The organism is Paenibacillus sp. Paensp111 (assembly GCF_059492195.1).
Window position 1 is genome coordinate 220,822 of record NZ_CP168527.1, and the last position, 14,134, is coordinate 234,955.

Annotated in this window: 15 protein-coding genes; 7 read left to right on the forward strand and 8 right to left on the reverse strand. The window is 52.0% G+C overall.

Translation table 11 applies throughout. From position 1 onward, the window contains the following. The first annotated feature begins 117 nt into the window (after window positions 1-117). Window positions 118-1,074 (forward strand): thioredoxin-disulfide reductase, encoded by a 957-nt coding sequence (gene trxB / locus ACEN86_RS01195; RefSeq protein ID WP_495632576.1) that lies wholly within the window; start codon window positions 118-120, stop codon window positions 1,072-1,074. A 188-nt stretch (window positions 1,075-1,262) separates the two neighbouring features. On the opposite strand, the gene ACEN86_RS01200 is transcribed toward trxB, so the two are convergent. Further along, entirely contained in the window at window positions 1,263-1,646 is a 384-nt protein-coding gene (locus tag ACEN86_RS01200; RefSeq protein ID WP_495632577.1) for a RidA family protein, read from the reverse strand. A 105-nt stretch (window positions 1,647-1,751) separates the two neighbouring features. Between ACEN86_RS01200 and ACEN86_RS01205 the strand changes: the two genes are divergently transcribed. Then, entirely contained in the window at window positions 1,752-2,105 is a 354-nt protein-coding gene (locus ACEN86_RS01205; protein ID WP_495632578.1) for a winged helix-turn-helix transcriptional regulator, read from the forward strand. Here the strand turns inward: ACEN86_RS01205 and ACEN86_RS01210 are convergent. From ACEN86_RS01210 to ACEN86_RS01240, 7 genes are all read right to left on the reverse strand, one after another. Continuing rightward, window positions 2,098-2,694, reverse strand: a complete 597-nt coding sequence (locus ACEN86_RS01210; protein ID WP_495632579.1) for a class I SAM-dependent methyltransferase — start codon at window positions 2,692-2,694, stop codon at window positions 2,098-2,100. The two genes, ACEN86_RS01205 and ACEN86_RS01210, sit on opposite strands and share 8 nt — an antisense overlap. Before the next feature lie 171 nt (window positions 2,695-2,865). Next, the gene (locus ACEN86_RS01215) at window positions 2,866-4,266 is read right to left on the reverse strand and encodes an erythromycin esterase family protein (protein ID WP_495632580.1); all 1,401 of its coding nucleotides are present in this window, start codon (window positions 4,264-4,266) and stop codon (window positions 2,866-2,868) included. Window positions 4,267-4,280: 14 nt separating this feature from the next. After that, window positions 4,281-5,021 (reverse strand): ABC transporter permease, encoded by a 741-nt coding sequence (locus ACEN86_RS01220; RefSeq protein WP_495632581.1) that lies wholly within the window; start codon window positions 5,019-5,021, stop codon window positions 4,281-4,283. Continuing rightward, the gene (locus ACEN86_RS01225; protein WP_495632582.1) at window positions 5,022-5,735 is read right to left on the reverse strand and encodes an ABC transporter permease; all 714 of its coding nucleotides are present in this window, start codon (window positions 5,733-5,735) and stop codon (window positions 5,022-5,024) included. Beyond that, window positions 5,732-6,646, reverse strand: a complete 915-nt coding sequence (locus ACEN86_RS01230; protein ID WP_495632583.1) for an ABC transporter ATP-binding protein — start codon at window positions 6,644-6,646, stop codon at window positions 5,732-5,734. Before ACEN86_RS01230 ends, ACEN86_RS01225 begins: the two co-directional genes overlap by 4 nt. A gap of 132 nt (window positions 6,647-6,778) precedes the next feature. After that, complete coding sequence (locus ACEN86_RS01235; protein ID WP_495632584.1) at window positions 6,779-8,170, reverse strand: HAMP domain-containing sensor histidine kinase; 1,392 nt, start codon at window positions 8,168-8,170, stop codon at window positions 6,779-6,781. Beyond that, entirely contained in the window at window positions 8,167-8,841 is a 675-nt protein-coding gene (locus ACEN86_RS01240) for a response regulator transcription factor (RefSeq protein WP_495632585.1), read from the reverse strand. The genes ACEN86_RS01235 and ACEN86_RS01240 overlap by 4 nt, the downstream gene beginning before the upstream one ends. 323 nt (window positions 8,842-9,164) lie before the next feature. Between ACEN86_RS01240 and ACEN86_RS01245 the strand changes: the two genes are divergently transcribed. The 5 genes from ACEN86_RS01245 to ACEN86_RS01265 all read left to right on the forward strand — a co-directional run bounded on the left by ACEN86_RS01245 (window position 9,165) and on the right by ACEN86_RS01265 (window position 14,131). After that, a complete protein-coding gene (locus ACEN86_RS01245; protein WP_127199312.1) occupies window positions 9,165-9,395 on the forward strand; it encodes a DUF1858 domain-containing protein in 231 nt (76 codons plus the stop codon). A gap of 209 nt (window positions 9,396-9,604) precedes the next feature. Further along, the gene (locus ACEN86_RS01250) at window positions 9,605-10,861 is read left to right on the forward strand and encodes a DUF438 domain-containing protein (protein ID WP_495632586.1); all 1,257 of its coding nucleotides are present in this window, start codon (window positions 9,605-9,607) and stop codon (window positions 10,859-10,861) included. A 276-nt stretch (window positions 10,862-11,137) separates the two neighbouring features. Then, the gene (locus ACEN86_RS01255) at window positions 11,138-12,085 is read left to right on the forward strand and encodes an ROK family glucokinase (protein WP_127199310.1); all 948 of its coding nucleotides are present in this window, start codon (window positions 11,138-11,140) and stop codon (window positions 12,083-12,085) included. 147 nt (window positions 12,086-12,232) lie between these two features. Continuing rightward, window positions 12,233-13,126 (forward strand): RNase adapter RapZ, encoded by an 894-nt coding sequence (gene rapZ / locus ACEN86_RS01260; protein ID WP_127199309.1) that lies wholly within the window; start codon window positions 12,233-12,235, stop codon window positions 13,124-13,126. Between the two features lie 60 nt (window positions 13,127-13,186). Continuing rightward, window positions 13,187-14,131 (forward strand): gluconeogenesis factor YvcK family protein, encoded by a 945-nt coding sequence (locus ACEN86_RS01265; protein ID WP_495634181.1) that lies wholly within the window; start codon window positions 13,187-13,189, stop codon window positions 14,129-14,131. Window positions 14,132-14,134: the final 3 nt, after the last annotated feature.

Below are 14,134 nucleotides of genomic sequence, written 5' to 3' on the forward strand. Positions count from 1 at the left end.
AGCTGTCTCAAGTAGAATAACAGCACGTGGAATAAGGTCTTATGTTTACGCTATACAGGCAAAAGGGTATAAGATTATCTGAAGCAGGAGAAACCAATTCCAAGGAGGTTATCCATAATGTATAAATCAATCGTGATCGGAACGGGGCCCTCCGGCCTGACAGCCGCTATCTATTTGGCCCGTGCGAACCTGAGCCCGCTGGTCATTGAAGGTATGGAGCCAGGCGGTCAGCTTACCACGACTACCGAAGTAGAGAACTTTCCTGGATTTCCGCAAGGGATTCTAGGACCGGAGCTTATGGACAACATGCGCAAGCAGGCGGAACGCTTCGGTGCTGAATTCAGAAATGGCTGGGTGGAGGAAGTGGACTTCTCGGGGCGTCCTTTCAAGGTCAAGATTACGGGTCAGGCGGAGACGCTTGAAGCAGAGACCGTGATCATCTCGACCGGTGCATCGGCCAGATACCTGGGAATTCCGGGGGAACAGGAGAATGTCGGGCGCGGAGTCAGCACTTGTGCAACCTGTGACGGCTTCTTCTTCCGCGGGAAGAAGATTATCGTGGTCGGCGGGGGCGATTCCGCCATGGAGGAAGCGAGCTTCCTGACCCGTTTTGCCTCGGAGGTTACACTGGTGCACCGCCGCGATGAGCTTCGTGCTTCGAAGATCATGCAGGATCGGGCCCGGGATAATGAGAAGGTGAAATGGGCGCTGAACCGCACCCCGCTTGAAGTGGTCACGGACGAGAAGGGCGTTAAAGGGCTGAAGGTTCGTAACAATGAGGCTGGTCAGGAGGAAATCGTAGAAGCGGATGGCGTGTTCGTAGCTATTGGACACACCCCGAATACGAAATTCCTTGGCGGCCAGATCGAGACTGACGAGCATGGCTACATTGTGGTGAAGCCGGGTACAACCGAGACCAACATTCCAGGCGTGTTCGCCTGCGGAGACGTCCAGGATACGAAGTACCGCCAGGCGATCACTGCCGCAGGCTCGGGCTGTATGGCTGCCATGGACTGCGAGAAGTTCCTGGAGGGCGCCATGGTGCACGACTGGAGCGAGACACTGGATCTGTAAGCATTCTATATTGGGAGACCCTATACCTTAGAGGTATAGGGTCTTTTTTCTCATATTAGCACGCAAGGCGGAGGTCCCTTCGATTTATAAAAGCTGCCTTCCAGGCTCACGCCAACCTGAGTCTGCTGGTCGCTGGAAGCTGGAAGCAGTCTGCGCACCCGTTACGGCGGCGAGGAGCAGCGGCCGGATTAGTCCGTATGTGCGATGGCGCTAACTTCAATCAGCTGCTCGGGATAAGCAAGATAGGTCACACCGATAAGGCTGCCCGCGGGCCTGTGTTCTCCCACGTATTCCTTGAACAGCCGAACTACGGACTCAAAATGCTCCTGCGGGTTCGTAAGATAGATCTCCACATAAGCAAGGTTCGACTTCGTTACATTAAATTCAGCCAGTACGCGGTCGAGATTGTCCAGCGTATGACGGATCTGTGCCTCGATATCGCCCTCGCCTACGAATGCACCCTCCTTATCGTGGGAGAACTGCCCCGATATGTAGATCGTACCGTTCACATTGTAACCCTGGGTAATACCGTGATCCCACAGATTGTGGTGGTATGTTTTAACTAAACTCATGCTTACCACTCCTTTACTTCAAAGTAAGGTTAGTATAGACTGACCTCAAATAAAGCGGTAGTACGCACTATTATGATAGATACTACCCGAAAGGATAGTGTTAATATGAGTATGGCCGAATTTAAAGGTAAAGTTAAAAACATTCAGGATACCCCATTTGGTTACACCCTGTCTGTGATTGGGGGAAAGTGGAAGATGGTCATCATGTACCTCTTGGCAGAAGGCCAACCCGTCCGATTCAATGATTTGAAGAGACAGATCGGCGCGATTACATACAAGACTTTGAGTTCCCAGCTTAAAGAGCTGGAAGCGGACGGTATGGTGATCCGGACAGAGTATCCTCAGATTCCACCTAAAGTCGAGTACAGTCTTACAGACAAAGCGATGAGTCTTTTACCTGTACTGGAGGGGCTTTGCGAATGGGGAGAGAAAAATCGTAATATAACGAACTTTATTTAATCCCTTGAACAGCTAGCCATCCTTTAGCCGACTGCTCATAGACCTTAACCGTCGGGAACCCTGTTTCCATAAGCAACTGTTCCAATTCCTCTTTGGATTTATGAGATTTCATATGGTAGTTGATCTTGTAGAGTTCAGCAATAATACAAAAGGTGCCGCCGGGCTTGGTAACCCGGTAGACTTCTTGCACACTCCTCCCCAAGTCCTCCCAGAAATAATGGGTCTGGAAAGCGGTAATAAGCTCAAAATAGTGATCGGGAAAAGGAATATTCGTAACTGCCGCATGCCTCAATTGAACCTTACCGCTGTTCACATCCTTTTTATTTGAGTTTGCTGAATTTGATATGGCCTGTGCGGAGGAGTCTATGCCATATATTTTGCCTAGAGAGTTCATTTTGGATAGCAGCTGTAGGGTCTTTCCACCGCCGCACCCGATATCAAGCATAGTTGCAGCATCCTTAATGGCTAACTTCTCCAAAGCCCACATGTTCATTCCGTGATGAGCATAATTCATAATACCCAACATCCGTGCCCCAACCCATCCTTTCGGATTCTTGGCTTGTTCAATTAATCGATTGAGCATATTCAAACTCTAGACACCTCCGTAAAATGATTGCTCATTTTGCATGTGAGAACTCTTTAGGTAGTTACGATCTAGTTTATGACCGGTTCCCGCCAATACAGGTTCGCCGAATAATGAGCAAAAAACCGTAGTCTTCTGACTTACGGTTTCTTGAACAAGGTTCTATATTTATTAGCTTTATTGGTTGAATAAAGACACTAACGAGTAGTCGATGGGAGTAGGTGCCTTGACCTTGTTAATGACCAGGATCCCGTCGTACTGCTCCTTCGGAATGAACTTCATGGCGCCAGGTCTCACAATCTCGGAGGTCATTCCATCCTCTGCAGCCAGGATCGGTCTGAACATCCAGGAATTGTACTTATTTCTCTTCTTCTGAAGGGACAGATCCACGAACGCGTTCTTGTACCCGCTGCTCATGATGAGATTCTCCAGGCTCCCTTTTGGCATGGGATTAATGGTAAAAGGCTTGTTCGTTGTAATGGTACTGGCTGCACCCTGATTCATATAGAGTCCGACTACGTAAAGCCGGTCCTTCAGCTTCTGATGAAGCAGCTCTCCAATACTGGTGAAGCTGTTCACCCATTTACCATCCTCTTTCGCGAGGATCTGTGAGGTATTCTTGGCCAAATGATCATTGTGGGCCCACAGAATGACTTTTTTGCCGGGATAGACATTCTTCATCTGCCATTCCAGGTTATCCAGCATAAGCTTATCCCTGAATGAATAGCTGCCGGCGGTTCCTTCCTGCAGGGGCATGTTCAGGAAATTTATGCGATCTTTCAACGATCTGATCATGTAATCCACTTTGTGCGGGCTGTCCGGGTACAGCGAAGTTAGCGCCTGTCTATTCTTCTGAACAAAGGTCAAGAATACCTTATACTGCGGCTCATACTGCTCAACGACCTTCTTGATATCGCGGGTAAATGCCGGGCTACCGTCACTAACATCCCCATAGCTGTTCAGTACCTTGTAGAGGTCAGTGATCGCGGTCTGATCCAGCTTGGCAAAAGCTGCTGCTTTGTCCGTATCCAGTCTGCCGAGCGCTTCCGCCATCGTTTGCGTCAGATAGAAGCTGTTGAACTGCATATCAAACCCGGCAAGATAGAGAGGATGAGGTCCGTGTCCCTGCTCCTTAATGTATCTGAAGAGCTCAAGGGTCTCCTGGGAATGCCATATGGGAAAAAGGGAAGCCGCCATCATCGACTCCGGATTCAGCTTGTCGCGATTCTCATAGACGGCGGCGGCATCGCCCATCCCCGATTCAAATGCAATCACATCGTACCCGAGTTCTTCGTGAAGATACTTGATCAGCCGGGTCTTGGCACTGCTGTATTCGGCTACGCGGTGGAAATTCTCGCCTAGGCTGACAACAGTCTTGCCCTTAAGCAGCGGCTTTAAGAAGGCTAAATCCCGGTAATCCTCAGAAGTAAGCGACTTGAGCTCATAGGTATTTTGCTGGAACCACTGAGTCTGGCTCTTGGGCTGCGCAGCAAAGGTACTGCCGGGTGTGAGGAGCATCGCTCCCATAATGATAAGAGTAATAAGCTGTATTCGATATTTGCGCGGTAAAAAGTTCATGTAGACCTAACCTCCTAAATTTCCTGCCGATTGAAATAGACGAGTCCTGCCGCCAGGAACAGAATAAAGCTGCCCACCACGGTAATCATCAGGCTTTCAAAGGGAAGATTCATTCCCAGCGGGCCGGAAGCTGCCGTATTTGGGGGCATCATGGCCTGGATGGGCTGTGCCCAAGGGTAGTAGGGACGGATTTTGTCCGAATTCACAACCAGGATGTTAGGCACGGTAAAAATCACATTGACCACCAGCGGTGCCGCAAAGCTGACCCAGCGCAGCGACACGCCGAGCTGAAGCGCAGCCAGCGGCAGGCAGGCCACCCATCCGCCGATGATGCTCCGGGTGATCAGTGCCCAAGGGAAGGGCTCGGTTACACCGTGATATAGGGCGGCGCCTACGAAGCTGCCGAGGAACAGCAGCTGGGTTAAGATCAGCATGACCGCCACGATCAGGAACTTGGCGAAGAATACAGAGGTGCGTGATACCGGCAGGGCCAGTAGCGCTTTCCAGCCGCCGCCCACATGCTCATACCGGCATATGAACGAAGAGAATACACCGGTCAGAATCGGCAGGAACAGCAGAGAGTGGAACAGGCACATGGTGGACAGGAGCAGGGGATAGGCCGGCATATCCGGTTCAATCCGGGTCATAATTCCAACGAGCAGGGCCAGTGCGGGGCTGATCAGGGCCAGCAGCCACAGGTGAGACTTCGACATTTTGAGCCGTTCGGACGAGAGGACTCTAAGAAAGGTGTTCAATTAATTCACGTCCTTTCGGTTGAAATGAAGCAGGGCAAAGATCAGAATTAACAGCCCAAGCGCGAAGCCTGCGCCTAGGAAGGGCAGCTGATTGTCCGCTCGGTAGGCGAGCGCTGGCCAATTCAGCGGGAACCACTCAGATAGACTCCCTGTAAATAAGGAGCAGATCGCAAGCGCTAACCCGAGCGTAACCGGCAGAGCCTGATTCCTGTAAGTCAAGGATAGGTAGAGCTGCAGCGCAAGCAGCGGCAGGGAGCCGATGAATGGATAGAAACCGATCTTCGCAAGGTCTAACCCTGGCAGCGGGAAGCCAAATCCAAGGCATAAGCCGAGCACAGCAGTGAAGGCCGACAGCAGCAGGCAGGCGACCGCCATAAGAATAATGCTCAGCACGAATTTGGATATGAACACAGCTGTACGCGAGATAGGCAGGGCCAGCAGCTGCTTCCAGGAGCTGAGCTGGTGCTCGACTCCGGCCAGCATGGAGCTGACGAGGGTGCTTCCCATGAACAAAGCCAAAGGCACAAAAGCCATCATATTGGTGATCAGCCCTTCCCACAGATGTCCATGGTACTGCTTGATCAGGTAGTCATAACGCAGCCCGAAGTTCAGCGCCTGCATCACCACAAGCCCGATGGGAGCAATGAAGACCAGGAACCAGATTCCCTTGCCGCGAATCTTGAGGAAGTCCGACGATAAGGCGCGGCCGATCATAAGGACTTCACCTCCCCGATAACCTCCATGAAGATGTCCTCCAGCGACTTATTCTTCTCTTCCACCCGGTAGATCAGATGTCCATTCTCCACAAGCCGCTTGACGAGCCCGGCGACCTGATTATCGTTAATTCCGTCAAAATACAGCTTCCCGTCCTGCACCATCCCGGCAAGTCCGTTATCCTTGGCGAGCCAAAGCGCCGATTCCGGCTCGGACAGCGAGATGTTAATGCCCCCCGCGGCCTTCTGCCTCAGATTGGAGATGGTGTCCTGGAACACCATCCGCCCTTCGCGGATGATACCAACCGTACCCGCCATCTGCTCCACCTCGCCAAGTAGGTGGCTGGAGACGAGGACGGTGATGCCGTGCTCCTGGGGCATCCGCTTGATCAGCTCCCGGATTTCATGGATCCCGGACGGGTCCAGCCCGTTGGTAGGCTCATCCAGGATAAGCAGCTCCGGTGAACCCAGCAGAGCGGAGGCAATGCCGAGGCGCTGCTTCATGCCCAGGGAGTATCCTTTTACCGCACGCTTCGCTTCTTTGGTCAGAGAGACAATCTCGAGAACCTCATCAATACGGGATTTGGGTACATTCAGAATACGGCGGATCGCCTCCAGATTCTCCATAGCGGTCAGATGACCGTAGTAGGACGGATATTCCACAAGAGAGCCAACCCGGCGCAAAATATTAATTTTGTCCTTCTGGAGATCCTTCCCGAGAATTTCAACCGTTCCTTTCGTAGGACGGATAAGCCCAAGCAGCATGCGGATGGTTGTCGTCTTGCCGGCTCCGTTGGGGCCGAGGAACCCGTAAATTTCACCTTTTTTAATTTCAAGATTCAGACCGTCTACGGCGGCGCGCCCACGGTAGCTTTTCGTTAACCCATTCGTTCTAATCACATAATTATTCATCTCTAACTTCACCTCGTTAACCAGCATAGTCCTGCCAGTTTAAATGCCGGTCCTGCCGAAGTTTAAAATTAGGTTAAAAATAACAAAACCAGAACGCGATTCCCACGTCCTGGTTGCAGATCAGCCTATATATTACGGATTCAATGGCCTTATTCTCATAAGGGTGCCTTGGCCATTGCTCTCAATCTCGAGCCCTAGCGCCATTTCCTTGAGCAGCAGCTGAACGATGGACAGCCCAAGCCCCGCGCCTTTGCCACTGCTGTCAGCCTGCATGCCGGGACCCCGATCCGTGATGACCAGAGTCGGACATCCGCGGTACAGCTCGGTATCCAGGCCGATGTAACCGCCTGCACCCGCATGGCGGACGATGTTCTGGAAGAGGTTATCCAGCACCCGGCGGAAAGCCTGCTCATCCACATTCCAGATCAGCGGGTCCCCCTCCAGATTGATGTCCGGGGAAAGCCCTTCCTTCTCCCATAGCGGATACCAGGCTGCCGCACTCTCCCTGACAATCCGAAGCACATCCTGCGGCTTCCGGTGAATGGCGTATTTGCCGCTGGTCAGAAGGTTATAGGAGAGCAGATGGTCGATCAGGTGGTCCAGGTCGCTCATCTTGTCCTGCATTAAGGACAGGGATTGCTTCCCTTGATCGGTAAGCTGCTCCTTCTTCAGCGAGAACAGATGGCTGCCGATGACGGTGAGCGGGGTCCTCAGGTCGTGGGACAAGTTGCTGATCAGACGCTTGCGCAGCCGTTCCTCTTCCTGCTCTCTCCGCCGGCTCTCGCCAAGCTGGTCGATCATGTGATTGAACGACTGCTCGAGCAGACCAATCTCATCGGCCCGGCCAGTATGGATCTTCCTCGGCAGCCCGTCTTCACCCGGCGCATGCATAGCCGATTCGAGGGTAAGCAGCCGCCGCCGGATTCCCCGGAAGAACAGGTACGACACTCCTGCGAAGAAGGCGAACAGAAGGAGCAGCGTGATGGCGAACAGGCTGAGATTGGAAGTTGTTATCTGATTCTGGACAAAATATTTCTCGGGGATCTCAATGACCATGAAGCCCTGCTTCATCCCCGGCCTGTCGCCGATAAAAGCCACAACGGCGAACAGATCCCTGCTGCCTGTGTTTGCCTTCATGTACTGGACGGCGTCTTCACTGGACCATTTGGCAGGCTGGTGTCCCGGGGGCAGCTGAAGGCGCGTCAGCCCGCTATGGTCGACCCAGAAGACGGAGGCGAAGGGGTACTTCTGCTTGAACTTCTTCAGCTTCTGATCAATCTGTTCCGGGGAGGCATTTGCCAGCTGCTTGGCAGCGGTATGCCAGTTGTCGGTTAGATAGCCCCTATGTAAAAGCTGGTCGCCCCCATGGGCCTCCTTCTCTTGGGTTACAGCCAGATTGACCAGCCAGGAGGTAAGGAAGCTGATCGGGATCACAACCGGCACGAACAGGAGGGCCGCCAGGACAATGATCAAATACCGGGACAGCAGGGAACTCCGGAATTTGGGGAACCTTTGGAACCTCATGCCTTCACCCGGTAGCCGATCCCGCGGATCGTCTCGATGATCTGCGGAGCCGCGGGGTCCAGCTCGATCTTCTCCCTGAGATAACGGATATGCACCATCAGCGTCTTATCCCCATCCAGATAGGACTCTCCCCATACGGCTTCGTAGATTTGCTCTTTGGTCATCACCTGGCCCAGATGCCGAATCAAGTACATGAAGATCTGGAACTGCTTGCCGGTAAGGATAATCTCGCTGCCCGTCTCCTTGCTCTCCAGCCGATTCTCCCGCTCGAATACCCGCAGATGTCCAATTTCGAGAGGCTTCCCGCTCAGGGAGCCGCTTCGGCGCACCAAGACTTCAATTCGCGCCGCAAGCTCATCCGGGTGAAAGGGCTTGGTCAGATAGTCATCGGCGAACTGCAGACCCTGCAGCTTGTCATCGATGGAAGAACGAGCCGACAGCATAAGGATCGGCAGGTCGGGGTTGCTTTTCTTCACACGCTGTCCAACGGTGAACCCGTCGAGACCCGGCAGCATGACGTCTAGAATAACCAGATGGCAGTCAGCTGCCGCTTCGACTGCACCTTCGCCGCTCTTAAGCCACAGCACTTCGTACCCCCTGTCCTTCAAATCCTTGCTTACCCAGCTTCCAATCTCCGTATCATCTTCTATATAAAGTATATGAATTGCCACGTTCAGTTTCCTTTCCGGCCGTGCCCTAATTTTGAGTGCATTATACCATGAACTACCAAACTGCAAGAAATAGAACGGTCACGTGAGTTGAGATCATCCTAGATGGGGGCGGTAAAATGACATTTTGGAGTGCGGTAGGGAACTATGTGGGTGGTGATGGACTTCCGGCAGCAATGTAACAATTTTCTCTTCGCTTGTGACTTTAATCACAATAGGCACCCTCCGGGCGTGGTACTTTTAACTTGAGAAAAGTTCTCACCCACGGAACACCAAGAGGCGGTGACGATCGCCCCTGGTTTTCCCCCATCATGGAGGTTATTGCTATGAACAGCAAATCTGTTAACTTTCAATCGACTTTATATGATCTGTGCACAGCAGATCCCGAGATTATAGACATCATGGTTGCCTTGGGCTTCGGTCATATCGCCAAGCCTGGGATGCTGCAAAGTGCAGGAAGGTTCATGACCATCCCCAAAGGAGCAGCAATGCGCAAGATCCCGCTTGAGGAGATCGTGAAGGCTTTCGAGGATAGAGGATACGAAGTTATAGCTTAGATAAATGAACTTTAAGAATTACCTAGAGGCAAGAGTGTGAAATGATTCTGAAGAAGCGAAGCGTTCGCCTTTGTTACCGGATTTCTACCTTATAAATTTGATCAAGAAAACTGGGAACAACAGCGATCGTAAGAACATTTCATACGGCTGCCTAACATGTAAATCAAATAGTCCAACTTTTATAGATATGAACGAGGAGGAGAATCATCATGAGCGAGCTGATCAACAATCGGGAGACACAAATTGCAGGTCAATCCGAACGCCAGAATATGCTTAAAGAGATTATCAAGGAGCTGCACCAAGGGAAGAGCGTAGATGAGGTTAAGGCCCGGTTCGCTGAGGCCGTAGGGGACGTAACCGTGGAGGAAATCTCGGCCATGGAGCACTCTCTGATGGAAGAGGAGGGCATTCCTGTAACCGAGGTTCAGCGGCTGTGCTCGGTGCATACCGCTATTTTCAAAGGCTCTATAGAAGAGATCCACCGCTCCTCTAAGCCGGAGGAACAGCCGGGACATCCAGTGCACACCTTCAAATTGGAGAACCGGGAGATTGAACGACTGGTGAACTTCAAGCTTCAGCTGCACACGGATCGTTACCGCAAAGAAGCGAGTCCTGAAATCACGCTCAAGCTACTCGAAGACCTCAGCCTGCTGCTAGACCTCGATAAGCATTACAGCCGGAAGGAGAATCTGCTCTTCCCTTACTTAGAGAAATACGGGATCTTTGGACCGACCAAAGTGATGTGGGGTGTAGATGACGGCATCCGCCTTATGATCAAAGAGACAAAGGCGATGCTGAGTGCAAATAGAGAGGAACCTGTGAATGTCCAGATTGTGGAGAGTCTGGAGCGGATTATTTCGGAAGTAAATGAAATGATTTTTAAAGAAGAGAATATCCTGCTGCCGATGGCTCTGGAGAAGCTGACCGAGGACGAGTGGGTGAAGATCGCCCGCGAGAGTGAGCAGATCGGATTCTGCCTGACGGCTCCCGACCAGGAATGGAAGCCGGAGCGTGCAGCCGAGCCTGGTGAGGCCGTGGAGGAGGAAGGAGCTGGTACGCGGGACGGATTCGTCCGCTTTGAGACAGGAATCCTGTCGGTGGAACAGCTGGAGGCTGTGATGAACCATCTCCCTGTGGATCTTACCTTTATCGATGAGAATGATGTGGTTCGTTATTTCTCCCACGGCAAGGAGCGGATCTTCGCCCGGACCAAGGCCGTCATCGGCCGTACCGTTCAGAACTGTCACCCGCCGCAAAGCGTACATGTGGTTAACGAGCTGCTGGCCGACTTCAAGGCCGGACGCAAGGACGCGGAGGATTTCTGGATTCCGGTCAAAGACAAGTTTGTCTACATCCGCTATTTTGCCGTAAGAAGTGAGAGCGGGCAGTATCTGGGCACACTTGAATTCACACAGAATATTGCACCGATTCGGGCGCTTGAAGGACAGAAACGGATTCTGTCATAAACTTGTAAGATATCTGGATGAATTGAACTTTTGAGTTCAGTCCATCTAACTGCATAATGGCGAACGAGCGCTCTGTGTATCCCCCGGGAGAAGGAGCGCTTTTGTCATACTCTTGACGGGGGAAAAAAGGGCCGCCCTACCTTGCAGCATTTACCGTAAAAGCCTTGCTGACAAGGGGTTTGGGAAACTCCCCCTTCTCTTGACCGATGGGAAGGGTTCGCTTATAGTGGGTACGTAGGAGCAAACTATTTTAAAGAGAAAAAGGTGGCTTGTAAAATGTCTGAACAAATCTACATTGGTGTCGATCTGGGCGGAACAGCAATTAAAGTCGGCATCTGTAATGAGGAAGGCCAGCTTCTTCATACCTATGAAGGACCGACAGAAGTTGAGAAAGGCGCGGACGCCGTAGTTAACAATATTGAACGGTATGTACGTCTTATTCTCGAACAGTCGCCGTACGACTGGGACCAGCTGGCGGGTGTTGGCGCAGGGGTTGCCGGCTTTACGAATGTCCGTGACGGGATCATTATTCTGGCACCAAATATAGGTTTGAAGGATGTTCATATCCGCAGCATTCTGGAGCAGCGGCTAGGCAAGCCTGTCCGTATAGATAACGATGCCAACGTGGCTGCGCTTGGGGAAGCCTGGGCCGGCGCTGGCAAAGGGGTAGGGAACTGTGTCTGCTACACGCTCGGTACAGGCGTTGGCGGCGGTATTATCATTAATGGAGCGATATATCAAGGCTTCTCAGGCATGGCTGGTGAGCTGGGCCATATGGCTGTAGTGCCTGACTTGGAAGCGATTCAGTGCGGCTGCGGCAAGATCGGCTGCCTGGAGACCGTATCCTCGGCTACCGGTGTCATCCGCATGGCGAAGGATGCTGTAGAGCGCGGTGACCGCACATCTCTAGCTCAAGTGGAGAACATTATGGCTAAGGATGTCTTCGATGCAGCCAAGGCCGGCGACGAAGCGGCCATTCGCATCGTAAGCCGTGCCGCCTTCTACCTGGGCAAGTCCTTGGCTCAAGTGAGCGCGGTGCTTAACCCGCAGCGCTTTATCATTGGCGGAGGCGTGTCCAAGGCAGGCGATATTCTGTTCAACGAAGTGCGCAGCGTATACGCCAAGTTAACACCGGAGCCTCTTCAAGAGGGTGTCGACATCGTACCGGCTATTCTTGGCAATGATGCGGGCATGATTGGAGCGGCAGGTCTGTTCTTGCACTAGATCCTTTGTTTAAAGACTTAATATATGGATTGAACTAAAGGCTGCGTGAATGATTGCCAGGCACAACAAGCGGCCTGTCTGGATTCAACGTTCACTTCTTTAGCTCATTCCACACATATAGAGAAGATTGTGAGGGAGGGAAATCAGATGACGGACAAGGAACAAACCTCGGTTGCGAATTTGATCATTATTACAGGCATGTCGGGTGCGGGGAAGTCGCTCGCTGTACGCAGCTTGGAGGACCTCGGTTTTTTCTGTGTAGATAACTTACCTCCGGTGCTTATTCCTAAATTTGCCGAACTTATTGAACAGTCTAACGGGAAAATAGCCAAGGTTGCGCTCGTCATTGATTTACGGGGACGCGAGTTCTTCACGGCATTATCAGAGTCTCTTAATTATATCAAAGATCATTTTACAATTAAGTGTGAAATCCTGTTCCTTGACGCCACCGATTCCGTACTGGTACAGCGTTACAAGGAAAGCCGCCGAAGGCACCCGCTGGCTCCGGAAGGGATGCCGCTGGATGGCATCAGGCTGGAGCGCAAGATGCTGGAAGAGCTTAAGACCTCGGCTACTCAGGTGATTGATACCAGTAACATGAAGCCGTCTGTTCTTAAAGACAAGATTATAGCAGGATTCTCTCATCTGGAGAGCAGCAATTTATCTGTGAATATTACTTCATTTGGATTTAAATACGGAATTCCGATCGACGCGGATTTGGTGTTCGATGTACGTTTTCTTCCAAATCCCCACTATATTGAGCAGCTTCGCCCACACACCGGGCAGGATAGCGACGTATATGAATATGTAATGAAGTGGCCTGAGACGCAGTCCTTTCTGACCAAGCTGCTGGATATGCTTCATTTCCTGCTGCCGCAGTACCATAAGGAAGGGAAGAGCCAGGTGATTATCGGCATTGGCTGTACAGGCGGCAAACACCGCTCTGTGGCGATATCCGAATATTTGGGCCGTATGCTCGGTACGAGTGAAACGGAGACGGTCCGCGTCAGCCACCGGGATTCCGATCGAGATCGGCATTAAGAGGTGAAGTGAGAAGTGAAAGATCGGTCTACTAGTGAAAGAGTGCCGCGAATCGTGGTGATGGGTGGGGGAACCGGCCTGTCGGTCATGCTTCGCGGCCTGAAAGAGAAGCCTCTAGATATAACAGCGATTGTGACCGTAGCCGATGACGGAGGCAGCTCAGGTATACTGAGAAGCGAGCTTCAGATGCCGCCTCCGGGAGACATCCGGAACGTGCTGACCGCACTTGCCGACGTAGAGCCGCTGTTATACGATATGCTCAATTATCGTTTTACGACAGGCTCGGGACTAGCCGGGCACAGCCTCGGGAATTTAATTCTCGCGGCGATGACCGACATTTCGGGCGACTTTGTAACGGCTGTTCGCGAACTCAGCCGTGTATTTGCAGTTCGGGGACGGGTGCTGCCCGCCGCACAGCATGCGGTTATTCTTCATGCTGAGATGGAGGATGGCACCATCGTCACCGGGGAATCGAAGATTCCCGAGGCTGGCGGGAAGATCAAGCGGATTTTCCTAGAGCCCGAAGAAGTTGAGCCGCTTCCGGAAGCGGTGGAGGCCATTCTTGAAGCGGATGCGATTCTGATTGGTCCCGGCAGTCTGTATACAAGTATTATTCCTAACCTGCTCGTTCCGAAGCTGGCTGAAGCCATTCTGGCCAACAACGAAGCGATTAAGATCTTTGTCTGCAACGTGATGACCCAGCCCGGGGAGACAGATGGTTATGCCGTCAGTGACCACCTTGAGGCTGTATATGAACATGTAGGGCATCATTTATTCGATTATGTCATTGTGAATGACGGCGAGATTCCTGAACAGGTTCAGGATTTCTATGCAGAGAAAGGGGCCAAACCCGTTAAGGTCGACTGGGATGTCGTAACGGGCCGAGGCTACAAAATGATTGCGGACACCCTGGTGTTGTTCCGCAGATATTTGCGCCATGATGCTGACAAGCTCAGCCATCATATTTACCAGCTGGTGCAAAACTGGAGTATACGAAAGAGGTGAGTC

Coding starts and splice junctions, on each gene's coding strand:
- ACEN86_RS01225 (WP_495632582.1), bottom strand. CDS start 5,735: ATGATCGGCCGCGCCTTATCGTCGGACTTCCTCAAGATTCGCGGCAAG.
- ACEN86_RS01250 (WP_495632586.1), top strand. CDS start 9,605: ATGAGCGAGCTGATCAACAATCGGGAGACACAAATTGCAGGTCAATCC.
- ACEN86_RS01235 (WP_495632584.1), bottom strand. CDS start 8,170: ATGAGGTTCCAAAGGTTCCCCAAATTCCGGAGTTCCCTGCTGTCCCGG.
- ACEN86_RS01205 (WP_495632578.1), top strand. CDS start 1,752: ATGAGTATGGCCGAATTTAAAGGTAAAGTTAAAAACATTCAGGATACC.
- trxB (WP_495632576.1), top strand. CDS start 118: ATGTATAAATCAATCGTGATCGGAACGGGGCCCTCCGGCCTGACAGCC.
- ACEN86_RS01215 (WP_495632580.1), bottom strand. CDS start 4,266: ATGAACTTTTTACCGCGCAAATATCGAATACAGCTTATTACTCTTATC.
- rapZ (WP_127199309.1), top strand. CDS start 12,233: ATGACGGACAAGGAACAAACCTCGGTTGCGAATTTGATCATTATTACA.
- ACEN86_RS01230 (WP_495632583.1), bottom strand. CDS start 6,646: ATGAATAATTATGTGATTAGAACGAATGGGTTAACGAAAAGCTACCGT.
- ACEN86_RS01265 (WP_495634181.1), top strand. CDS start 13,187: ATGGGTGGGGGAACCGGCCTGTCGGTCATGCTTCGCGGCCTGAAAGAG.
- ACEN86_RS01200 (WP_495632577.1), bottom strand. CDS start 1,646: ATGAGTTTAGTTAAAACATACCACCACAATCTGTGGGATCACGGTATT.
- ACEN86_RS01255 (WP_127199310.1), top strand. CDS start 11,138: ATGTCTGAACAAATCTACATTGGTGTCGATCTGGGCGGAACAGCAATT.
- ACEN86_RS01245 (WP_127199312.1), top strand. CDS start 9,165: ATGAACAGCAAATCTGTTAACTTTCAATCGACTTTATATGATCTGTGC.